Below are 21,221 nucleotides of genomic sequence, written 5' to 3'. Positions count from 1 at the left end.
CTACACCCTCTCCTTTCGCGATGGACCGGACAAAACCTCGGAGCCTTGACCACATTTAGTGACACGGTCTTCAGGTATTCCCAGTTCCCGGGCGATGATTTCAACGACCCGGGGACCACAGAATCCTCCTTGGCAGCGTCCCATCCCCGCCCGGGTCCGCCGTTTTACGGCATCCACCGTAAGTGCTGGAATTTTACCATGAATGGCCGCGACGATTTCCGCCTCGGTGATGGTTTCACATCGGCAGATCATATGGCCATAGAGGGGATTTTCTGCCACCAAAGCGTCCTGCTCTTCTCGAGTGCAGTCCCTAAAGGGTTTAACTTTCGAACGAATGGGATTGTAATTTTCTTTCACCTGGGCTCCCGGAAGGAGGCCGGTGTAAATTTCTTCAACCGCTTCTGCAATGGCCGGGGCCGAGGCCAGCCCCGGGGATTGAATCCCCGCAACATGAATAAAGTTTTCCAGGGTTTCAGACGCTTCAATGATGAAATCCTCGATATAATTGGCCGCACGGCATCCCGAGAAAAAGGTAATGATGTCCCGCTCCGTAATCCCATCGGTGAGGTGCTTCCCCTTTTTCATGATAAAGGTTAAATCCTCCTCATCCACTTCGGTATTTTCTTTATCTGCCACCTCAATGGCCGATGGCCCCCAGAAGGGATTGCCTTCGGGGCTCTGGGTTGGCCCGCCACCCTTTGTAAAATTTTTCGGAGGTGTGCCGATAAAAGCCTTCGTCGCCTTTTCTCCCAGCTTCTTATCCAGCACCACCAGGCTTCCCCGCCGGGGATGAATGGTATAAAAGCGGTCCCCGGCCATTTCTGCAACGACATCTGCATACAATCCTGCGGCATTAATGACACATGAAGTCTTGACAATCCCCCGACTGGTCACCACGGTGGTCACCCGTTGACCTTCTTGATCCATGGCCAGAACTTCCGTATCTAACATTAACCGTGCCCCATTATCAATGGCATTTTCCATCAGAGCTTCAACCACCTCATAGGGCTCAACATAGGCCGCAGAAGGTGTCCACAGAACTTTTTTTACTGCTTTCCCAAGGGCGGGTTCGATTTTTCTGGCCTTATCGGCATCCATTACTTCGATTCCCGGCACCCCATTTTTTTTGCCAAGCTCATAATAGGCTTGAAGGTACCCCTCGTCCTCTTCATCAAAGCCGGCAACAAAGGAGCCACAGCGATTCATCTTAAATCCAAGCTCCTTCTGCCACTTTGTGTACATGGCATTTCCCTTAACATTCATGAGGGCCTTAAGGGACCCGGCTTTAGAATCGTAGCCGGAGTGAATCATCCCATTGTTGGATTTCGATGTCCCCTCAGAGATATCGGATTTTTTCTCAATAACCAAAATCGATCGATTGTATTTAGACAGTGTCCGTGCAATACCCGCACCCGTCACACCAGCGCCTACAATCACAATATCATAGGTCCCGATCTGCCCAAGGCCACGAGCCGACTGGGCGGCACTGGAATAATCTTTTTTCATTGTGGGTATTCCCTTGGCTGTCAGCTCATTGATGACGCCTTTAACACCCTTTAGCTTTCCTGCAACATGACCGGCATCCACCACCTGTTGCCAGGATTCCACCTCTCCCACCAGGGTCACGACCTTGCGGTCATCCACTGAAAAGGTGATTTTCTTTTGGTCTAGCCCCAAAATAGCTTGGCACCCTTCTTCAAATTGTTTTTTCATGCTTCTGCGTACCTCATCCCAAGAATTCCAGAGAGGAGCTATCCCATTCAGGTCCTGAATGGGATATCCCCAACATTACGATTATACTTATCGATTCATCCAGCCAATGCTGCGCTGAATGGCCGCCTTCCAATCCTTATAGCGGGATTCCCGCTTCTCAGCTGACATTTCCGGGACAAAGGATTTTTCAATTTCCAAACAAGCATCAAAATCTGATTCCTGCCATAACCCCACCGCAAGGCCAGCCATTTCAGCAGCACCCAGGCTGGTGGCTTCCACGGAGAAGGGACGATCCACCTGAGCCACTAACATATCCGCCATGCGCTGGGCCAGAAAATCGTTCTTTGATGCCCCGCCATCGATACGGATTTGCTCCATTTTAACCCCAGATTCCTTTTCCACGACATCCAGAATATCCCGGAGACGATAGGCTATCCCTTCCAGGGTCGCCCGGACAATATGGGCCTTGGTCGTCCCCCGGGTGATCCCAAACAGCGTTCCCCGGGCAAAGGGATCATGGTAGGGCGCGCTTAAGCCCGTTAGGGCCGGCACAAAATAAACACCGTTGGCACTTTCCACGGAGCGGGCCAGGGTTTCAGTCTCCGCCGAGGTTTCAATGCACTGCAGACCGTCCCGAAGCCACTGAACCGCAGAGCCGGTCACATCCTCATACCCCTCTAGGGCATAAGTAATTTCATCTCCGATTTTCCAGGCGATGACCGTATTCAGACCCTCATCTGAAATGGTCAGATTATTACCCACATTGACATCCAGGAAAGACCCCGTCCCATTGGTAATTTTACAGGACCCTTGCTTCCGACACCCTTGGGCGTACAATGCGGCGTGCTGGTCGGCAATGACTCCAGTAATGGGAATGGCTGCGCCAAAGATTTCTGGCTCCGTCACACCAAAATCACCGGAATCATCTTCTACCACTGGATAAATATCCACGGGAATCCCCAGGAAATCTAAAAATTCCTGATACCAGTTCCCGGTGTGTAAATCATAGCTTCCCATAACCGAAGCATTGGAGTAGCTGACCTTATGTACTTTCCCCCCAGTCAGCTTCCAAATCAGCCAGGTATCCATGGTTCCAAAAAGAGCTTCCCCGGCATCAATTTTCGATTGAATAGCCGGCACATTTTCCATAAACCATTTCAGCATCATGGAAGAGTAAACCGGTGCCACTGTCCATCCCGTTGCCTTTCGTGCCTTTTCTCCCCAGGGTCCATCATTAATGGCTTGGCACTGGGCCGCCGTTCGGGTGTCCTGCCACACAATGGCATTGTACAGTGGCTCTCCCGTTTGTTTATCCCAAACCACCGCCGTTGCCCGCTGATTGGTAATCCCAATGGCGGCGATATCAGCGGGATCGATGCCTGCCTGGTCAATGGCCTTTTGGCACATTTCCACGGATTTTTCATAAATCTCCATGGCATCATGCTCCACCTTATCCTCGCTGGGCGTGTACTGGGTAAACTCTTCATAACTCTGGGCTACAATGCGAAAATCCTTGTTAAAGATTAAAGAACGTGTCCCCGTCGTTCCCTCATCAATGACCATAATATACTGTTTCATTTTTTACCTCTCCTGTTCTCCTGTTAAAAAAATGAATTCTGCCCCCTGTGGACTCCCCCCTTTCTGTCCACTTTATATCAACAATATATTTACTTTATATTCATATTATATTCACATTCGACAAAAAGTCAATATAAAAAGCACTAAAGTGCCATAAACTTTAGTGCTTTTTATGATTTATTCTATTCACTTCATCGCATCATTTCATTAAATAATAATAATATCATTATTTCTGGCATACTCTCTGTAAATTTCCGGGGTAGCCTCATCCAGGATAAATCCATGGAATTGGGACAAATCATACATCTTAATAAGGGACGTCTTATCAAATTTAGAGTGATCTGCCAGCAAATAGCATTCACGACTAATATCCGCCAAAATTTGATTGGTCTTTACCTCCTCCAGGGAAGGGTGGGTCACCCCCTTATTAATGGACACCGCTACTACGCCTAAGAAGGCCTTATCAATATTAAATCGCTTTAAAAAGCTCTCGGTTTCACTGCCATAAAAGGCTCCGGAATAATTTCTCAGCTTTCCTCCAGGCATATAAATGGTGGCCCCGGGAATGGTAGACGCCCGCAGGGCAACATTGAGGGAAAGGGTGACGATATTTACTGCGTTTATCCCTTCCAAATAGTCCAGAACCAGCTCCACAGAGCTGCCAGCATTAAGCGCAATGGTATCGCCATCCTCTACAATGGCCGCTGCTTTTTTAGCAATAAAACGCTTATCTTCTAAATGATGCATCCGCTTCTGAGTAATATTTAGCTCCACCACGTGTTGATTGGCCAGGGACTCCTTCCGATAGGCCCCACCATAAGCTATTTCAATACCATATTCCTCAGCCAAATATTTTAAATCTCTACGGATTGTTGGGACCCCAACGGCATAGCGCTTAGCCAGCTCCTCGGCCTTTACTGACCCCTCCTGCATAATGAGATTGAGGATGTCTTTTCTTCGTTCCAGATAGTGCATTTTCATTCTCCCTTGTGATGTTATGGATTTATTATAGGTTGAAGTCTTTACACTGTCAAATAGTTGTTTTGTCGGATCTGTTAATCTGTACTTTATTCTACATGGTATAATAGTATTATCTATAATGAGTAAAGGAGGATGACGTCATGTTTGATCTATTAGTGGTTGAGGACGATTTAAGCACCGCACGCTTAATGCGGGCAATTTTAAAGCACGCAGGCTACCATGTCCACACTGCGGATAATGGCCTTTTGGCACTGGAGCTCCTGGATAACCAGCACATCGATTTGATCGTCCTGGATATCATGATGCCGGAAATGAACGGCTATACCTTCACCCAGGAGCTAAGAAACGCCGGAGATTCCACCCCCATCCTTATGGTCAGTGCGAAGGCCTTACCAGAGGATAAATGCCAAGGCTTTCTGTCAGGAACAGATGATTATATGGTCAAGCCGGTGAACGAGGACGAGATGCTCCTTCGGATAAAAGCCCTACTGCGGCGTTCCCAGATTATGAATGAAAAGATTTTGACCATCGGAGCCGTCACCCTGGAGTACGACACCCTAACGGTCATTCGGGGCAAGGAACGCCAAACCCTCCCCCCTAAGGAGTTTTACCTTCTTTACAAGCTTCTCTGCACGCCCAATGTCATCTTTACCCGAATTCAGCTTATGGATGAAATCTGGGGAATGGAATCAGAATCCCTGGATACCACTGTCAATGTTCATATCAATCGTCTGAGAAAGCGCTTTGAGGATTACCCTGAATTTGATCTGGTCACCATAAGAGGCATCGGCTACAAGGCGGTGAAACACTGTGAATAAACCATCCAACCGCCTTCAGCAGCAGTATCTTGCCCTTTTTTTTGCCTCGATTATCTTTGTCATAATGCTGTTTACCATGAGCTTTATTTTTTTAATCTTCATCTTTTTAAGCTCCCGGGGATGGTTTGATGTCATGCTGCCACTGAGTCCCCTCATGCCCGTTTTTATCTTTGGGCTCATCAGCATCTTCACTGGAACCCTTATTGCAGGTTTTTTCAGCCGCATCCCCCTTGCTCCCATCCGGGAGATTATCTCCGCCGTGGATCATCTTGCCGATGGGGATTTTAACACCCGACTGAATCTTAAGGGTCCTGGGGAACTGCAAAACCTCAATCATAGCTTTAACCATATGGCCCAAGAATTGGGGAGTATTGAGGTCCTGAGGACAGATTTTACCAATAACTTCTCCCATGAATTTAAGACACCCATCGTCTCCATCCGGGGATTTGCCCGAATCCTCAAATACGAGGACCTGACCCCTGAAGAGCGCAGCGACTATCTGGATATCATCATCAAAGAATCGGACCGATTGGTGGAGCTGTCAACCAATGTCCTGAATCTTTCCAAGGTGGAAAACCAATCCATCCTCTCGGATAAAAGCACCTATAACTTAAGCGAACAACTCCGCCGGGTGGTGGCCCTCCTTGAACAAAAATGGACTGAAAAAAATCTGGAGATCGATTTTGATTCTCCAGAAATCGGCATCAATGCCGGGGAAGAGCTTTTAAAACAGGTGTGGATCAATCTGTTGGACAACGCCATCAAATTCTCACCCACAGGTGGAAAAATTACCATTAGCATTGAAAAAGCCCCAGGATCCCTCATCATCACCTTCTCCGATGAAGGACAAGGTATTGAGGCCGCTTCCAGGGACCGGATTTTCGAAAAATTTTATCAAGGAGATTCCTCCCATGCAACCAAGGGGAACGGTCTGGGCCTTACCCTTTCAAAAAAAATCATCGAGCTCCACAGCGGTACCATCACCGTGGCACCCAATATCCCCGTGGGGACAACCTTTATTGTCAAGCTCCCTGCGGCGTAATAAGTGGCCCTGCCACTCCCATAGAACTGTTTATCTTTTCTATTCCTCTAACTTCTCCATTCGTCCCATCATCGCTTTAATGCGAGGCCGATTGTAGCGTTGGGCCATGATACAAGGTACATTCACCAATAGGGCATAGCACAACATAATCCCCACAACCCCAGGTCCTGCGAAAAACCCAAAGATCCAAAAGGGGAAAATAGCCAGCCAATGGGTCAGCTCTGCCCGACAGGATTCAATTAAAAATTGATTGAAATAAGACCCGGAGGTTTCCTTTAAATGCTTTTTCCGAAATCCCTTTCCTTTAAATACCGCCCCACCATCGGGCAGCCATTGTTTCCAGCGCTTAATTTTAAACCATTTCGCATAAATCCGCCCCCCCTGTTCAAAGGGGTAGCTACGGTACCAAAAAGCATCAGGATTAAAAAAACGATGGGGTAAATAATAGCAGAACAACGCTGCAGACACCTGAAAGACTGGCCACAAAAGAAAGAATAGAAAAAGGGTCTGCCCCTTTGACAGAACAATCATCTGCATACGATCACCTTGTCCCCATGGACCGCCCTTTCCAATGAACCTGTAAACCAAAGATTTTTTTAATGAAAGAAACCATAAAAATCATTAAAAATGCCAGTAAGGGTATGGGGTAAAGGAGGATACTCCAAAAGCGGAAATCCCCAATTTCTTTTGATAACCCCTTTAAAAGTACAATCCAAAGGATGTACAGCGTTAAAAAGAGGCTAACAAAACCCAATTGGCCTGCTGCCAGGAAGTTATATAAGGCCATGGGTACGGCGATCAATGAAGAAACCCAGCAAAAAACCATCATTCCCCGAAATATGGGCGTTTTACTGGCACCTGTGGCCATATTTTTTGTCCAGCCATGGATCAAATCCCCAATCCCCCCGGCGTACATTCGAAATCGGATATCGGGATTGCCAATGAATAATTGGAATGGAATGTTCCCGGCTTTAAGAATATCTCCCAGGGAAACATCTTCTGCAATGCAGTGTCGAACGGAGGCATGTCCACCAATTTGCCAATAGACCCGCCGCTCCATCAAAATAATGGGTCCAAAAAGCCCAATGGCTCTTTGCTGTGGCAGTGCCGCTCCATTGGCCCCGATGAGTACAAGATTAAAAAAGAGAGAAAGTTGTTCATAGAATCGCCGGGTATGATGATAGGGCTGTACCGAAATAACCGCCTGCCGTACCATTTGTTGACGTACCAATGCTTCGATGGCTTGATGGCCTAAGCGCACGTCTGCATCGATAAAAAGTAGTAATTCCCCTTTAGCCTGGGCCGCCCCGCATTGACAGGCCCAGGACTTCCCCATCCACTGAGCCGGTTTTTCCTTTAACGCAATGACAAATGCACCATGGGCCAGGGCCACCGCTGCTGTATCGTCATTGGATGAATCATCCACACAGATAATATCCACCAAGGAAATCGTCTGTTGTTTTAAATCCTCCAAAATCAACGGAAGATTCTTCGCTTCATTTCGTGCGGGAATGATAACCGATACCCCGGGTAAATCCTCTGTGTTATCATAAAAGCGCGGTAACCTCGGGAAATGATAAAAAAGGATTCCTGTCATTGCCATCCCCACTATACTGATGATCAACATAAACATGGGTCATCCATCCTTCCGTCTATCTTTTACCACACCGATCCGCCGCAATTTTTCCGGTTAAAATGGAAACCGGCAAACCCGAGGGACTAAAGGTCCATTGCCCACACTGGAGAATATCCTCAAAGGGGGTTTCAACAGCTTTTGTAATTTTTCGCATTCGATTTTCCGCCGGTAGTCCATGGTCCATAAAGGCCCAGCCAGTCAAGGCACCGCCTCTGTTTCCGGTTTTACACTCAATGGTCTGGGGGGTGCCACAACAATGAAACAGGATTTTTTCTTTAAGGCCAGGAAATACCTCCTGGCTTAATAATTCAATGACCGTCTTTGTACAAAAGGCCTTAAAATGATGGTATTCTCCCCAACGTTTAAAACATTCAATGAGTTCATAATCGATTAAAGTGCTGAGGGTTATACCGGTTTGTCCCCTAGGGGATAGTCTGACATCCATCAGGGATGGAATAGCAATTTCATAGGTCGTCCGTTCAAGATAGGTGCGCACCCATTTGTAAAGTGCCTCTGGTCCCTCGAATGACCGCTCCTGCCACTTTTCCAAAGAAGACAATCCCTTTAGGCTTTCAGTGTAAAAGCCATGGCTTCCACAGCGCCTATTAAAATAGTCTGCCTCTAAATCAGCCCCCAGAAAGAAAGAGAGCACAGAGTCTCCGCACTGTCCATGAAGGACTGATTGATACTGCTGATGGGTACGTCTATGTCCCTGGTAGGGAATACAATGGTACAACCTGGTTTGATCGGCAGCCCATATAAGCTTCTTATAACCCAACTGTTCACCATTTTTCAAAAATATACCGTGCCCATTTTCATTAATCCCAGTAACCAAACAATTCGTCCGTAGTTTACCTCCTTTTTTTAAAATGAAATTCATCAACCCCTGGGGCAAAGCTTCGGTTCCACCCATGGGGTAATAATAATCCTGATACAGGCTAAAATAACTGAGGGCAAAATAAGCTGGTGTCCCTTTAAAGAAATGCTGGGAAATCAGATCCGACAAAGAAACATTCTGTGTCATTCGCTGTAAAAAAACATCAATGGGCTCTTGGTTTTGACTGATGACTTTTATACTTTTCTGATATTTAATCAGCCAGGGGATCAATGTCTTCACCAGATATCGACTATCCACCGTTTTAGGATCTAAAAACAAAGGATTCTCAATACCACTGATGATTTGCTCACAGTGCACCATTCGGTTGATTTCCTGAATAATATTATGAATATCCTCGTGGTGATGGGGAAAGGACTTTTCCAGCAATGCGGTATAGCCCTCAATCCCCCGGGATTCCAGATTAACCCATTTTCCCTGCATCCCAATGGTCACCGAAGATTTCTTAAAACAAATATCAATTCCCAAGTTCTTAAGCATTGGAAATAAAATTCCCGAGTTTTCCAAGGCTCGAATGCCACCATCAAAGGCAAAGCCCCTATACCAAAAGGTATTGACCAGACCCCCGATTTTTTCCTCCTTTTCACACAGCAATGTCTTTTTACCATGGAGACAGGCATAAGCGGCAGCGGTCAAACCAGCTACACCCCCGCCTACGACGATTATATCGTATTCTTCCCGGGGTTTACCTTCACAGTCCTTGCTTTTCATGGTGACCCACCGACTTTCATAAAATTCGTTAAGCCAAAATAAGAATCCTTTAAAAAAGCGTATCAATGGAGTCTTAAAATACTACCCATCGGTATCGTTTGTTTTTGTTATATTCCTCCTATCCGATTTTATCCAGAGATAAGTCACTTCTATGACAAACACGACCAAACCAATGGAGACAGCAAAAATCACAATCGGATAGCACCCGAAAAATCCTGAGGCATCTAAATGCTTATAGAGGATGCCCAAATAGGCCCAAATCAACACCAATGTATAAGAGATGCTTTTTAAAAAAAATGCGGTCACCACACCAATGGCGGTCCCTATAATCAAAATAGCAACCATCCATAGCTGGGATGCCAGGCTAAAGCCATCCCACCCCAGGCTAATAAACAAAACTGTAAAGTTAGCGATGGTAGCAATGGTGATCCATCCAAAGTAAATATTGAAGGGAATTCGAATAAAATAATCTTCCCGGCGTGATCTGGGGGAACTCTGAATTATACGGTTAATTTTAATGAGGAGAAGAAGAAGCCCAATCATCAACACAACGGACAATGGAATAATACGATACTGCCAGGCAAAAATCCATGCACTATTGACCAGGGACGAAACTGAAAAAAGGAGTGCGATTTGATCTTGATCCTCTTTGGATATCTGCTCCCCCGGACTATGAAAAAATCCAATGTAATACAGTGTGTATGCCCCCAGGGATAAATAAATGACACTCCAGATCGAAAAGGTAATACCCGCTGGTGCAAAGAGATTTGGATAGGCATCAGAGACAGCCCCTGTTGATATGCCATTAATTGGCAATAGAACAGCCAGTGTATTAATAATGATCATTGCTAAAAACGATAAACCAATAAATATCTTTAAAAACAAACCATACCGTTTCACTTGTTAACCTCCTGGTTAATGGAATTTTCCTTTTCAAGCCATTCCTTTAACACCACTTAAAACCATGTATCGATACAACCTTTCCGTAAAATTTGATTTATCATATAACGGTAAATTCTCCTTGTCAATTTCTTTTTCGTTGTTTTGACTGATTGTGATTATTTTTAGTATCAACCGACATCTTGTTAAGCGAGGATAAAGATTAAGACGCAAAAAAACCCCCGGTTTCGCCCATAAAACCGGGGCTCATCCGGGGGATTTTCAATGCATTGTCATTCGCTTAAATCAAGCTTGGCTTACGCCATTTGCTTGGCCACTTCTTCAGCAAAATTTTCTTCCTTCTTTTCGATACCTTCCCCTAATTGGAAACGGGCAAAGCGACGAATCTTGACGTTTTCGCCGATGGTCATGATCTGTTCTTTGACCAAATCTTCTACGGTGAGGTCAGGATTTTTAACAAAAGGCTGTTCCAACAAACAGATTTCTTTGTAGAACTTCTGGATCCGGCCTTCCACCATCTTATCGACGATTTTTTCGGGCTTGCCTTCATTTAAAGCCTGGGCCCGCAGGATTTCTTTTTCATGCTCGACTTCATCCTGGGGTACTTCGTCTTTAGAGACATAGCTTGGATTGGCAGCAGCGATGTGCATGGCGACATCTCTTGCAAAGGCTTTAAAGCCATCCGTTTTTGCAACAAAGTCAGTTTCACAGTTGATTTCAACCAGAACACCGATTTTACCCCCCATATGAATATAGGATTCGACGACGCCTTCTGCGGCGATACGGCCTGCTTTTTTTGCGGTAGCAGCTAAGCCCTTTTCACGCAGATGTTCAATGGCTTTTTCAATATTACCATCGGTTGCGACTAAGGCTTTTTTACAATCCATCATGCCAGCGCCGGTTTTTTCTCTTAATTCTTTTACGAGTTTTGCGTCCATTTTGGTCCTCCTTATGATAATTTAATTATTCTGCAGCAACTTCTGCAGCGACTTCTTCAATAATTTCTTCGGTAACAGCGATTTCTTCAGCGACGGCTTCAACAACTTCTGCCACGGCTTCTTCAATCTGTTCACCCTGCTTGCCTTCGATGATGGCATCAGCTAATACGCCTAAGATTAAGGCAACAGCACGGATGGCGTCATCATTCCCAGGAATAACATAATCGATTTCGTCAGGGTCGCAGTTCGTATCCACGATACTGATAATGGGGATGCCTAATTTATGGGCTTCTGCAATGGCGATCCGTTCCTTCTTGCTGTCAATGACAATCATTGCGCCAGGCATACGTCTCATATCCTCAATACCACCCAGGAATTTCTGGAGTTTTTCACGTTCTCTTCTTAATTTGATGATTTCCTTCTTCGGCAGTAAATCGAAGGTGCCATCTTCTTCCATGGCCTTCAATTCCTTCAGGCGGCGAGTCCGCTTGCTGATGGTTTCAAAGTTAGTTAAGGTCCCCCCTAACCAACGATGGTTAACGAAGAAGCTGCCAGAACGCTTTGCTTCTGCTTCAATGCTGTTCTGAGCTTGTTTTTTAGTTCCGACGAAGAGGATGTCCTTGCCATCGGCTGCGATTTCTCTGACAAAATCATAAGCGACATCAATCAGCTTAACGGTCTGCTGTAAGTCGATGATGTAAATCCCATTTCTTTCGGTGAAGATATAGGGAGCCATCTTCGGGTTCCAACGTCTGGTCTGATGTCCAAAGTGGACGCCTGCTTCGAGTAATTGTTTCATTGATACGGTTGCCATTTTTAATTCCTCCTGGTTTTTTTCCTCCATTTCCCTCATGAACCACCATGACCCTGTGGGCACCAATGGCAGTTTCTGGAAATGTGTGTAATAGCATACTTAAATAATTTAACATAAACGGTGGAACAAATCAAGCCTTTTTACAAAAAGTACTTGGCGTAGCTCCGTTCCTGATCCCCCAGCTTGAACACGGATTCCACATATTTTTCGTCGATGTTGAAAACCTCCGCATCATAGTCGCTGGCGTAGAAGGAAATTTCTTCCAACAGCTCTTCAAAAACGGTGTGGAGGCGCCGGGCACCGATGTTCTCTTCCACTTCATTTTTAGTGAAGGCAATTTTAGCAATCTTACGGATGGCCGCCTCGTCAAAGTGCAGCTCTACCCCTTCGGTACGCAGCAGGCTGGTGTACTGCTTGACCACTGCATTTTCCGGTGCCGTTAGGATTTGTACAAAATCCTCTTCGGTGAGACTGTCCAGCTGGACCGTTACCGGAAAACGCCCCTGAAGTTCAGGAATCATATCCTCGATTTTAGCGACATGGAAGGCCCCGGCACCAATAAAGAGGATGAAGTCCGTCTTCACCGGGCCGTACTTGGTGGTCACTGTGCTGCCTTCGACAATAGGAAGGATATCCCGCTGGACCCCTTCCCGGGAGACATCCGGGCCATTACCGCCGTTATTACCAATGATTTTGTCGATTTCATCAATAAAGATGATACCGCTCTGCTCGGCTGCCCGAAGCCCCAGCTCGTGGACCTCGTCCATATCGATCATTTTAGTGGCTTCCTGATTGGTAATGATCTTCCGGGCTTCGCTGACCTTCACGGTCCGTTTTTTCTTCTTTTTATTCCCCCCAGGGAGAAGGCCATCAAAGATATTCCCGATGCTGATGCTCATATCCTCGTTCATTCCGGCCATCATGCCAATGGATTTCATGCCGTCATCATCCACATCAATTTCGATGACTTCGTCCTCCAGCTTACCGGCTGCCAAATCTTTTTTAATCTCTGCCCGCTTGGTCTGAATGGCCTGTTCCTTCTCTGGGTCCTCCACTGGCACCACCTCTGTGGTTTGGGGGTTGGAAGCCGCTGTACTATTGCCCATTTTAGAGAGAATCTCAAAGGGGTTCATCAGGGTTTCGTTTTTCTGTTGTTTTTTATGCTGGGGAACCAGAACGTCTAAAATCATGCCCTCTGCCTTAGCCTGGGCCTGTTCATAAACTTCCTTCATTTTCTCCTGCTGAACCATACGGATGGAGGTGGTGACCAGATCCCGGACCATGGATTCCACATCCCTGCCCACATAGCCCACCTCGGTGAATTTAGTAGCCTCTACCTTGATGAAGGGGGCCGACACCAGCTTGGCAATCCGTCTGGCAATTTCCGTTTTTCCCACCCCGGTGGGTCCCATGAGAATAATATTCTTAGGTGTAAATTCATCCCGTTCTGCTTCTGGAAGAAGGGATCTTCGGTAGCGATTCCGCAGAGAGACGGCCACGGCCTTTTTGGCCTTCTCCTGACCGATGATATAGCGATTCAGCTCCGAGACGATGCGCTTGGGGGTCAACTCTTTCATTTCGATGGCACACATACCCGTACCTATAAGCTTTCTACGATAATATTATCGTTGGTAAACACGCAAATTTCCGAAGCAATCTTCATGGATTCATACACGATCTCACTGGCAGACAGCTGGGAATGGGCCTTTAGTGCCCGGGCTGCGGACATGGCGTAGAACCCACCGGAGCCAATGGCCGCGATATCGTCATCGGGCTCGATGACCTCGCCGGTCCCAGAGACAATAAGCATGTTTTCTTTATCCATCACGATAAGCATGGCCTCCAGCTTCCGCAGCACCTTATCGGAACGCCACTCCTTGGCCAACTCCACAGCAGAACGCTTGAGGTTGCCATTGTATTGCTCCAGCTTTTGTTCAAATAAATCACACAGCGTAAAGGCATCGGCCACCGAGCCAGCAAAGCCAGTGAGCACCTGGTCGTTGTAAAGCCGGCGGATTTTTTTAGCTGTTGCCTTCATAATCACACTTTCGCCCATGGTGACCTGGCCGTCGCCGGCGATGGCTACCTGGCCGTTATGCCGAATACCAACGATGGTGGTGGCATGTAATGCCGTTCTTTCTTCTTTCATTGTATTATCCTTCTTTTTTATTATTTCGCTTCATTCCCACTGCACTTGGCGCAATAGGTGCGTTTCCGTTTCCCAAAGCCTTTTTGGAACATGGTATTGCCACAAACCGGACATTTCTCGACCATAGGAACATCCCAGGTGACAAATTCACACTCCGGATAATTTGAACAGGCATAAAAGGTTCGTCCTTTTTTGGAGACACGTTTAATGAGGTCCCCCCCACATTCCGGACAAATCCCCCCTGTTTTTTCCAAAAAGGGCTTGGTATTTTTACACTCCGGGAAGCCTGGGCAAGCCAGAAACTTTCCGTATTTTCCTTTTTTAATGACCATGCGACGCCCGCACAGCTCACAGATTTCATCGGATTCCGGGTCCTCGACCTTAACGCTTTGGGCGTTTTCCTGGGCATTTTCCAACTCGCTTTTAAAGCCGACGTAGAATTTATCCAGCAAATCGATCCAGTTTTCACCACCGGTGGCCACTTCATCCAGGCCTTCCTCCATCTTTGCGGTAAAGGCTTCATCGACGATATCAGCAAAGTACTCCTTCATCAGGTCCGTAACGACAACCCCAAGCTCTGTGGGATAAAAGTACTTTTCCTTGACCTCAACGTAGTCACGGTTTTTAATGGTGGAAATGGTCGGTGCGTAGGTACTTGGCCTGCCAATTCCCTTTTCTTCCAAAACCTTAACCAGCGTTGCTTCGGTGTACCGGGCCGGGGGCTTGGTGAATTTCTGATCCTTGTGGAGTTTCTTTAAATCCACAACCTCCCCTTCCGATAACTCCGGGAGGATATTATCCTTCTTGGATTTACTTTCCATGATTTCAGTGAAACCCTTAAATTTAATGGTCTCTCCCTTTGCCTTAAAGAGCAAATCACCAAAAAGAACATCCACATCGGTCACGTAATATTCAGCCTCTGACATCTGGCTGGCAATCATCCGCTCCCAAATGAGCTTATACAGCTTGTATTGGTCTTTTTCCAGGGAGCTGGCAATGCTGTCCGGGGTTAAATCGATGGTTGATGGACGGATGGCTTCGTGGGCATCCTGGACATTTTTTTTCTTAACGGTACTCTTTCCCCCACCCAGGTATTCTTTGCCAAACTGTGTTTCGATATAATCCTTGGCCGCCGCCACAGCCTCATCGGCTAAACGGGTGGAGTCGGTACGGATATAGCTCACCAGACCGATCTGGCCACGTCCCATGATATCCACCCCTTCGTACAGCTGCTGGGCGATACGCATGGTCCGCTGGGTGGTAAAGCCTAAGGCCTGGTAGGCCGTCTGCTGGAGGGTACTGGTGGTAAAGGGCAGGGGGGGCTTTTGCTTCCGCACCCTTTTTTTCACCCCGGATACCACAAACTCGCCCTCTCCTTTAAGGAGCGCTTCCAGTCGATCTGCTTCGACCCCATTGGAAATCTTAAGTTTCTTTCCCTTTTCAGAATGCAGGGAAGCGGTGAAAACAGCCTTATCCTCTTTCTTCTTTAAGTCCGCATCAATGGTCCAATATTCCTCTGGAACGAAGGCCTGAATTTCCTCCTCCCGATCGACGATGATTCGGGTAACCACAGACTGGACCCGACCGCCACTGAGGCCTTTTTTGACCTTTTTCCAAAGGAAGGGACTCAGGGAATACCCCACCAATCGGTCAAGGATACGCCTTGCCTGCTGGGAATTTACCAGGTCCATATCGACCTGACGTTTATTATCAATGGCCGCATTAATGGCCTTTTTTGTAATTTCATGAAATTCAATCCGACAGGAATCCCCAGGGTCCATTTCCAAAAAATTGGCGACATGCCAGGAAATGGCCTCCCCTTCGCGGTCGGGGTCCGTTGCCAGAAGGACATTATCCGCCTTCTTTGCTTCCTTTTTGAGCTTCTTGAGTAAGTCGCCCTTACCGCGAATTTTAATATAATCGGGTTGAAAATGGTTGTCCACATCGATTCCAAGCCGGCTTTTGGGCAGGTCGATGACATGACCCATGGTGGCTTCCACCTCATAGCCCTTGGGAAGGTATTTCTTGATGGTTTTCGCCTTGGCCGGCGACTCAACAATCACCAATGTACTCGGCATTCATTTCCTCCTTGTTCATATATGATAGATCGATTATTCTGCATCATCCTCAGCCATCCATGCATCATAGACTGCCTGGGTGACCGCTGGTCCCACACGTTTATCGAAGGGACTGGGGATAATACAGAGATCACAGCGTTCCTCTTCAGACACCAGATTGGCAATGGCATTGGCGGCAGCCACCTTCATCCCCTGGGTAATGCGCTTGGCCCGGGCATCTAAGGCCCCACGGAAAAGTCCCGGGAAGGCCAGCAGGTTATTGATTTGATTGGGGTAATCCGACCGTCCGGTTCCAATGATCCGGGCTCCGGCCGCCTGGGCATCCTCCGGCATGATTTCCGGCACGGGGTTTGCCATGGCAAATACGATGGCATCCTCAGCCATGGAGCGCACCATCTCCTGGGAGACGATATTCGGAGCAGAAACCCCAACAAAGGCATCGGCCCCGGCCATGGCTTCGGCTAAGCCCCCGGTAATCCCCTGGGGATTGGTGTGCTCTGCCAACCAAGCCATATGCTCTGGCATACCGCTTTTCCCCTTGTACAATACGCCATCGCAATCCACCATTACAATATCCACAAAGCCAACGGCCAGCAGCATCTTTGCGATGGCGGTCCCGGCAGATCCGGCTCCACTAATGACCACACGCACCTGGTCCATGGCTTTATCCACCACCTTCATGGCATTAATCAGCCCAGAGGCCACAACAATAGCGGTTCCGTGCTGATCATCGTGGAAAATGGGAATATCCAGCGCCGCCTGGAGACGCTCCTCAATTTCAAAGCACCGGGGTGCTGCAATATCCTCAAGATTGATTCCCCCAAAGGTGGGGGCGATGTTAATGGCGGTCTGGACGATTTCATCCACATCCTGGGTGTCCACGCAGATGGGGAAGGCATCGACATTGCCAAATTCTTTGAACAGGATGGCCTTGCCCTCCATAACCGGCATGGCGGCTTCTGGTCCGATATTTCCTAGTCCAAGGACGGCTGAACCATCGGTGAGGATGGCCACCAGGTTTCCCTTGGCGGTATAAGTATACACATCCTCCTTGTTTTCTGCAATCCGGCGACAGGGCTCTGCCACACCAGGCGTGTAGGCAATGCTCAGGGCATCCTTATCCCCGACATCCATTTTTGAAACCACTTCAACTTTTCCCTTGTGGGCCTTGTGAGCCTTTAGCGCTTCTGTATTATAGTCCATGTTTATCTCCCTTATACTCATGTTAAAAGCCTGTCCAGGACAGGCTGTGTAATTATTACCTATTATTTGAACATTGCTTTAAATGCTTTTGTGTCGCCATTAAAAACATTCATATCGATAAAGCGTTCCTCCCCATCGTATCCCTGGAGGATTTGACGCTGGGAATATTGCCAGAATACCCACTTATGCCCCCCAGAAAGTTCTGGATTACTCGAGGAAATATCACAGATCCAAATGGGTACCTCGGTAAAAGCATTGCTTAAATATTGGTTGTAGGTATTATAATTGGTATAGATAATCGGGGTTTCGCCATATTCTTCTTTCAAGGTTTCAATCATTTCTTTAAGCATGGTATTCACCTTATCCCTTTGGGGTGGATTATCCAGGTAATCACCGTAGAGCTCCAGATCAATGACCGGCGGCAAGCTGTCTGATTCCTTCGGTACATTTTTAATAAAATACTCAGCCTGGCCTTTTCCGCTTTCACTGAAATTCACAAAGAAGTAAGCCCCAACCTTCAAATTGGTTTTCCGTGCCGCTGTCCAATTTTCATTAAAGCGTTTATCGGTAAAATCGGTCCCTTCCGTTGCCTTGATATATGCAAAGGAAATCCCCTGTTCCGAAATGACCTTCCAATCAATCTCTCCCTGATAGGCCGAAACATCAACCCCTAAAACAATCTTCTTATTATCATAATAGAAAGTTCGCCATAATGCAAAGGCAATAATTAAAACAATCAGAATACCGATCCCAATCAGGACTGGCACCTTGTGGTCCAAAACCCATGTTTTCAAACGCTCCATAAAATCCTCTCTTTCCTTAAATCAATTGACAGTCAGCATCATACCAATACAGCCTTAAAGAATCTTTATACTGTTTCTTTTTTGCAGACCCCCAGGCAATGTGCTATAATACCCCTTGCCCAGGTGCTGGGTAACATCTTACAGAAGGAGTATTCTTATGAACTGGAACCATAATATCACCCCATTTATTCCAAGCATGGCCCTTAATGATGATTGGAGTTCTTATTCCATTACCGATTTAGCCGAGCTTTCCATGGGAAGTGCCCGGAAGCTCCAGGCCTCACTGACGGATAATAGTATGGCCAACCGCTACTATAAAGACGATGTGGTCAATTTTAGGATGAATCCCACCGAGATTCCCACCGCTGCCGACGGCATGATTCTGCTTCCCGATAATTCTGTGATTTTTCGGTGCTATACCATCAATGAAGATACCATGACCTTGACACCGTTTGATGCTGAAGCGGAATCACCCCAATGCTATCCGTTATCGGATATTACAATTTTAGGGATTCCCTGTGGTATTATCCGTGTCTCATAGCTTTAGAAAGAAAAAAAGACAGACCGAAGTCTGTCGTCTTTATCAACTGGTGCGAGAGACGGGAGTCGAACCCGTACGTACGGAGTACACACGCCTCTGAAACGTGCTTGTCTGCCAATTCCAACACTCTCGCTTACCGCCTTTTCTGTCGGCTGCTTGTATATAATAACGCAGCGCCATAGTAATGTCAAGGATCTTTTTTCGGTTTTTTCATGTTTTTTAGTAAGGAGTCTGTTATTAAAAGAAAAGAAATTATTTACATTGCAGGGATCGCTTTATTTTCGATTTTGGGCATCTTCCTCTACCAACAATGGAACTACTCCGCCCAAAGGCTTTATGTTGTGGTCACCGCCCAGGGTAAAGAAGTGGTCAACACCCCATTGGACACCGATTTTACCCAAACCATCACCACCGACGAGGGAACCAATACCTTGGTGGTGACCGATGGCCACGCCTATGTAGAATCTGCGGACTGTACCAATCAAGTCTGTGTCCATAGCGCCGCCATTGATTCTCCAGGAGAAACCATTGCCTGCCTGCCCCATCACCTCATTGTAGAAATTAAGCCGGGAGGCGGCCATGAGTAGGAACCGCAAGCTTGTGGTTTTAGCCATGTATCTGACCACTGCCCTTATTTTAAGCTATGTGGAATCCCTGGTGCCCCTGCCCATCCCCATTCCAGGGATTAAGCTGGGGCTTGCCAATATCGCCACAGTGGTTTGTCTGTATACCTTTGGCCTTCCCCTCACCCTGTTTCTGGTGGTCAGTCGGGTTTTTCTCTCTGGTTTTCTCTTTGGCAGCATGAGCTCGATTCTCTACGCCCTTTCCGGAGGGCTGGTCAGTGCTCTGATCATGGGACTTTTATCCATGGCCAATAAAAAAGAGCAACGACTTTCTCTCATGGCCATCAGCGTGGCTGGGGCCATTGCCCACAACCTTGGCCAACTCATCGTCGCTGCCCTCGTCATTGGAAATCTTAAGTTGCTGTTATACTATCTGCCCTTCCTGGTTCTGCTGGCCATTCCCACGGGGTTGGTCGTGGGAATGGCGGCCCTGCTTCTCATCCGCGCCCTTAAGCACCAAAAGCTGCTGCCCTAATTCTTCTCTTTCCGTTCCCGGATGAATAGCCGGATGGGCGTTCCAAAGAAATCAAAGGTCTCGTTGATTTTGTTCTCCAGATAACGCTCATAGGAAAAGTGCATCAGGGAGGCATCGTTGACAAAAAGCACAAAGGTCGGTGGATTGATGGCCGGCTGGGAAGCGTAGAAAATTTTCAGCCTGCGGCCGCTTTTAGACGGTGGCTGCTTCATCATGACGAAGCTGGTAATGGCTTCATTGAGCTTCCCGGTGCTAATGCGCTTTTCGCTCTGGGACTTGACAAAATCAATTTTTTCATAGAGCTGGGATACCCGCTGTCCGGTCTTGGCCGAGATGAACATCATGGGAGCATAGGGCATAAAGGAAAGGGTTTTTCGGATGTCCTCGGTCATCTTTTTCATCGTCTTATCATCCTTAGCCACAGAATCCCACTTGTTGACAACAATGATAGAGGGCTTGGAACGATTGTGGGCGATACCGGCAATCTTACTGTCTTGCTCGGTGACCCCCTGTTCCGCATCAATCAGAATCAAAACAACATCCGCCCGTTCCACGGCTGCCACCGCCCGAATGATGCTGTAACGCTCAATATCGTCATAAATTTTATTTTTACGGCGCAGTCCGGCAGTATCGATTAAGGTATAGATTTTCCCATGGTACTTCACATCCGTATCCACGGCATCCCGGGTGGTTCCTGCCACATTACTGACAATGAGACGGTCCTCTCCTAACATCTTATTAATCAGGGTGGATTTCCCGGCGTTGGGCTTCCCAACAACGGCTACCTTCAGACGGTTATCCTCCTGCTCCTCTTCATCATAGACCTTTTTGACTTTCTCGATGATGGCATCCAGCAGATCGCCCAGGCCCAGGCCCTGCTCCCCGGAAATCGGAAGGGGCTCCCCAAGACCAAGGGTATAAAATTCATAAAGAGCATCCTCTAAATTCTTGGTATCTAACTTGTTCACCGCCAGGACGACATTTTTCCCACGCTTTCGGATCATCCCTGCGACTTCTTCATCTGCGGCGGTCATCCCTCCCCGGCCATCGACTAAGAGCAGAATCAAATCCGCCATATCCATGGCGACCTCTGCCTGCACCCGCATCTGAAATAAAATATCATCCTTAGCAGCCGGTTCAATCCCACCGGTGTCAATGAGTGTAAAATGATGATTTTGCCACTCCGCATCGGAAATAATGCGATCCCGGGTGACCCCTGGAGTATCCTCCACAATGGCGATGCGTTCCCCTACCAGTTTATTGAACAGGGTTGATTTTCCTACATTTGGCCGTCCGACGACGGCAACAATTGGTTTTGCCATA

At 47.3% G+C, this 21,221-nt stretch carries 20 protein-coding genes and 1 tRNA gene; 5 read left to right on the top strand and 16 right to left on the bottom strand.

Annotation, left to right across the window (positions count from 1 at the left end):
* From BLU30_RS05140 to BLU30_RS05130, 3 genes are all read right to left on the bottom strand, one after another.
* The gene (locus tag BLU30_RS05140; protein ID WP_090244134.1) at positions 1-1,713 is read right to left on the bottom strand and encodes an FAD-dependent oxidoreductase; all 1,713 of its coding nucleotides are present in this window, start codon (positions 1,711-1,713) and stop codon (positions 1-3) included.
* An 87-nt stretch (positions 1,714-1,800) separates the two neighbouring features.
* On the bottom strand, positions 1,801-3,291 hold the full coding sequence (locus tag BLU30_RS05135) for an FGGY family carbohydrate kinase (RefSeq protein WP_090244133.1): 1,491 nt from the start codon (positions 3,289-3,291) through the stop codon (positions 1,801-1,803).
* 207 nt (positions 3,292-3,498) lie between these two features.
* Positions 3,499-4,266, bottom strand: coding sequence for a DeoR/GlpR family DNA-binding transcription regulator (locus BLU30_RS05130; RefSeq protein ID WP_090244131.1), 768 nt, complete (start codon positions 4,264-4,266; stop codon positions 3,499-3,501).
* 146 nt (positions 4,267-4,412) lie between these two features.
* On the opposite strand from BLU30_RS05130, the gene BLU30_RS05125 reads away from it, so the two are divergent.
* Positions 4,413-5,090 carry a response regulator transcription factor gene (locus BLU30_RS05125; protein WP_090244128.1) on the top strand — a complete coding sequence of 226 codons (678 nt, stop codon included), beginning with the start codon at positions 4,413-4,415 and terminating at the stop codon, positions 5,088-5,090.
* Positions 5,083-6,132: a HAMP domain-containing sensor histidine kinase gene (locus BLU30_RS05120; protein WP_242873517.1), complete on the top strand. Its 1,050-nt coding sequence runs from the start codon at positions 5,083-5,085 to the stop codon at positions 6,130-6,132. The genes BLU30_RS05125 and BLU30_RS05120 overlap by 8 nt, the downstream gene beginning before the upstream one ends.
* Positions 6,133-6,171: 39 nt before the next feature.
* Here the strand turns inward: BLU30_RS05120 and BLU30_RS05115 are convergent, their stop codons facing one another.
* The 11 genes from BLU30_RS05115 to BLU30_RS05065 all read right to left on the bottom strand — a co-directional run bounded on the left by BLU30_RS05115 (position 6,172) and on the right by BLU30_RS05065 (position 18,259).
* Positions 6,172-6,669, bottom strand: a complete 498-nt coding sequence (locus BLU30_RS05115; protein WP_090244126.1) for a glycosyl-4,4'-diaponeurosporenoate acyltransferase CrtO family protein — start codon at positions 6,667-6,669, stop codon at positions 6,172-6,174.
* Between the two features lie 4 nt (positions 6,670-6,673).
* Positions 6,674-7,765: a glycosyltransferase family 2 protein gene (locus BLU30_RS05110; protein ID WP_090244124.1), complete on the bottom strand. Its 1,092-nt coding sequence runs from the start codon at positions 7,763-7,765 to the stop codon at positions 6,674-6,676.
* A 19-nt stretch (positions 7,766-7,784) separates the two neighbouring features.
* Entirely contained in the window at positions 7,785-9,374 is a 1,590-nt protein-coding gene (locus BLU30_RS05105; RefSeq protein ID WP_090244122.1) for a phytoene desaturase family protein, read from the bottom strand.
* Positions 9,375-9,455: 81 nt separating this feature from the next.
* Positions 9,456-10,274 (bottom strand): tryptophan-rich sensory protein, encoded by an 819-nt coding sequence (locus tag BLU30_RS05100; protein WP_207647988.1) that lies wholly within the window; start codon positions 10,272-10,274, stop codon positions 9,456-9,458.
* 296 nt (positions 10,275-10,570) lie between these two features.
* The gene (gene tsf / locus BLU30_RS05095) at positions 10,571-11,212 is read right to left on the bottom strand and encodes a translation elongation factor Ts (protein WP_090244120.1); all 642 of its coding nucleotides are present in this window, start codon (positions 11,210-11,212) and stop codon (positions 10,571-10,573) included.
* A 25-nt stretch (positions 11,213-11,237) separates the two neighbouring features.
* Positions 11,238-12,026: a 30S ribosomal protein S2 gene (rpsB, locus tag BLU30_RS05090; protein ID WP_090244303.1), complete on the bottom strand. Its 789-nt coding sequence runs from the start codon at positions 12,024-12,026 to the stop codon at positions 11,238-11,240.
* A gap of 140 nt (positions 12,027-12,166) precedes the next feature.
* Entirely contained in the window at positions 12,167-13,603 is a 1,437-nt protein-coding gene (hslU, locus tag BLU30_RS05085; protein ID WP_207647991.1) for an ATP-dependent protease ATPase subunit HslU, read from the bottom strand.
* A gap of 23 nt (positions 13,604-13,626) precedes the next feature.
* Positions 13,627-14,175 (bottom strand): ATP-dependent protease subunit HslV, encoded by a 549-nt coding sequence (gene hslV / locus BLU30_RS05080; RefSeq protein WP_090244118.1) that lies wholly within the window; start codon positions 14,173-14,175, stop codon positions 13,627-13,629.
* Positions 14,176-14,195: 20 nt separating this feature from the next.
* Positions 14,196-16,253 (bottom strand): type I DNA topoisomerase, encoded by a 2,058-nt coding sequence (topA, locus tag BLU30_RS05075; protein ID WP_090244117.1) that lies wholly within the window; start codon positions 16,251-16,253, stop codon positions 14,196-14,198.
* A gap of 33 nt (positions 16,254-16,286) precedes the next feature.
* The gene (locus BLU30_RS05070; RefSeq protein ID WP_090244115.1) at positions 16,287-17,456 is read right to left on the bottom strand and encodes an NAD(P)-dependent malic enzyme; all 1,170 of its coding nucleotides are present in this window, start codon (positions 17,454-17,456) and stop codon (positions 16,287-16,289) included.
* Positions 17,457-17,518: 62 nt separating this feature from the next.
* Positions 17,519-18,259 carry a GH25 family lysozyme gene (locus BLU30_RS05065; protein WP_090244112.1) on the bottom strand — a complete coding sequence of 247 codons (741 nt, stop codon included), beginning with the start codon at positions 18,257-18,259 and terminating at the stop codon, positions 17,519-17,521.
* 157 nt (positions 18,260-18,416) lie between these two features.
* Here BLU30_RS05065 and BLU30_RS05060 point away from each other — a divergent pair, with 157 nt between their 5' ends.
* Positions 18,417-18,800 (top strand): hypothetical protein, encoded by a 384-nt coding sequence (locus BLU30_RS05060; protein WP_090244110.1) that lies wholly within the window; start codon positions 18,417-18,419, stop codon positions 18,798-18,800.
* Positions 18,801-18,847: 47 nt separating this feature from the next.
* On the opposite strand, the gene BLU30_RS05055 is transcribed toward BLU30_RS05060, so the two are convergent.
* Positions 18,848-18,933: transfer RNA gene (locus tag BLU30_RS05055), tRNA-Leu, on the bottom strand.
* Between the two features lie 79 nt (positions 18,934-19,012).
* Between BLU30_RS05055 and BLU30_RS05050 the strand changes: the two genes are divergently transcribed.
* Both BLU30_RS05050 and BLU30_RS05045 read left to right on the top strand, forming a co-directional pair.
* The gene (locus tag BLU30_RS05050; protein WP_090244108.1) at positions 19,013-19,387 is read left to right on the top strand and encodes a NusG domain II-containing protein; all 375 of its coding nucleotides are present in this window, start codon (positions 19,013-19,015) and stop codon (positions 19,385-19,387) included.
* Positions 19,380-19,898 (top strand): Gx transporter family protein, encoded by a 519-nt coding sequence (locus tag BLU30_RS05045; protein ID WP_090244106.1) that lies wholly within the window; start codon positions 19,380-19,382, stop codon positions 19,896-19,898. Before BLU30_RS05050 ends, BLU30_RS05045 begins: the two co-directional genes overlap by 8 nt.
* On the opposite strand, the gene der is transcribed toward BLU30_RS05045, so the two are convergent.
* Positions 19,895-21,220 carry a ribosome biogenesis GTPase Der gene (gene der / locus BLU30_RS05040; protein WP_090244104.1) on the bottom strand — a complete coding sequence of 442 codons (1,326 nt, stop codon included), beginning with the start codon at positions 21,218-21,220 and terminating at the stop codon, positions 19,895-19,897. The two genes, BLU30_RS05045 and der, sit on opposite strands and share 4 nt — an antisense overlap.
* Between the last annotated feature and the right edge of the window lies 1 nt (position 21,221).

This window comes from Eubacterium barkeri (assembly GCF_900107125.1).
Classification (GTDB): domain Bacteria; phylum Bacillota; class Clostridia; order Eubacteriales; family Eubacteriaceae; genus Eubacterium_O; species Eubacterium_O barkeri.
The sequence above is the reverse complement of the archived record's forward strand: the minus strand, read 5'-3'. Positions and strand labels throughout refer to the sequence as shown.

What these genes read in the sequence shown, in the direction of transcription:
- BLU30_RS05140 (WP_090244134.1), bottom strand. Translation starts at nt 1,713, where the DNA reads ATGAAAAAACAATTTGAAGAAGGGTGCCAAGCTATTTTGGGGCTAGAC.
- BLU30_RS05135 (WP_090244133.1), bottom strand. Translation starts at nt 3,291, where the DNA reads ATGAAACAGTATATTATGGTCATTGATGAGGGAACGACGGGGACACGT.
- BLU30_RS05130 (WP_090244131.1), bottom strand. Translation starts at nt 4,266, where the DNA reads ATGCACTATCTGGAACGAAGAAAAGACATCCTCAATCTCATTATGCAG.
- BLU30_RS05125 (WP_090244128.1), top strand. Translation starts at nt 4,413, where the DNA reads ATGTTTGATCTATTAGTGGTTGAGGACGATTTAAGCACCGCACGCTTA.
- BLU30_RS05115 (WP_090244126.1), bottom strand. Translation starts at nt 6,669, where the DNA reads ATGCAGATGATTGTTCTGTCAAAGGGGCAGACCCTTTTTCTATTCTTT.
- BLU30_RS05110 (WP_090244124.1), bottom strand. Translation starts at nt 7,765, where the DNA reads ATGTTTATGTTGATCATCAGTATAGTGGGGATGGCAATGACAGGAATC.
- BLU30_RS05105 (WP_090244122.1), bottom strand. Translation starts at nt 9,374, where the DNA reads ATGAAAAGCAAGGACTGTGAAGGTAAACCCCGGGAAGAATACGATATA.
- tsf (WP_090244120.1), bottom strand. Translation starts at nt 11,212, where the DNA reads ATGGACGCAAAACTCGTAAAAGAATTAAGAGAAAAAACCGGCGCTGGC.
- rpsB (WP_090244303.1), bottom strand. Translation starts at nt 12,026, where the DNA reads ATGGCAACCGTATCAATGAAACAATTACTCGAAGCAGGCGTCCACTTT.
- hslU (WP_207647991.1), bottom strand. Translation starts at nt 13,603, where the DNA reads ATGAAAGAGTTGACCCCCAAGCGCATCGTCTCGGAGCTGAATCGCTAT.
- hslV (WP_090244118.1), bottom strand. Translation starts at nt 14,175, where the DNA reads ATGAAAGAAGAAAGAACGGCATTACATGCCACCACCATCGTTGGTATT.
- topA (WP_090244117.1), bottom strand. Translation starts at nt 16,253, where the DNA reads ATGCCGAGTACATTGGTGATTGTTGAGTCGCCGGCCAAGGCGAAAACC.
- BLU30_RS05070 (WP_090244115.1), bottom strand. Translation starts at nt 17,456, where the DNA reads ATGGACTATAATACAGAAGCGCTAAAGGCTCACAAGGCCCACAAGGGA.
- BLU30_RS05065 (WP_090244112.1), bottom strand. Translation starts at nt 18,259, where the DNA reads ATGGAGCGTTTGAAAACATGGGTTTTGGACCACAAGGTGCCAGTCCTG.
- BLU30_RS05060 (WP_090244110.1), top strand. Translation starts at nt 18,417, where the DNA reads ATGAACTGGAACCATAATATCACCCCATTTATTCCAAGCATGGCCCTT.
- BLU30_RS05050 (WP_090244108.1), top strand. Translation starts at nt 19,013, where the DNA reads ATGTTTTTTAGTAAGGAGTCTGTTATTAAAAGAAAAGAAATTATTTAC.
- BLU30_RS05045 (WP_090244106.1), top strand. Translation starts at nt 19,380, where the DNA reads ATGAGTAGGAACCGCAAGCTTGTGGTTTTAGCCATGTATCTGACCACT.
- der (WP_090244104.1), bottom strand. Translation starts at nt 21,220, where the DNA reads ATGGCAAAACCAATTGTTGCCGTCGTCGGACGGCCAAATGTAGGAAAA.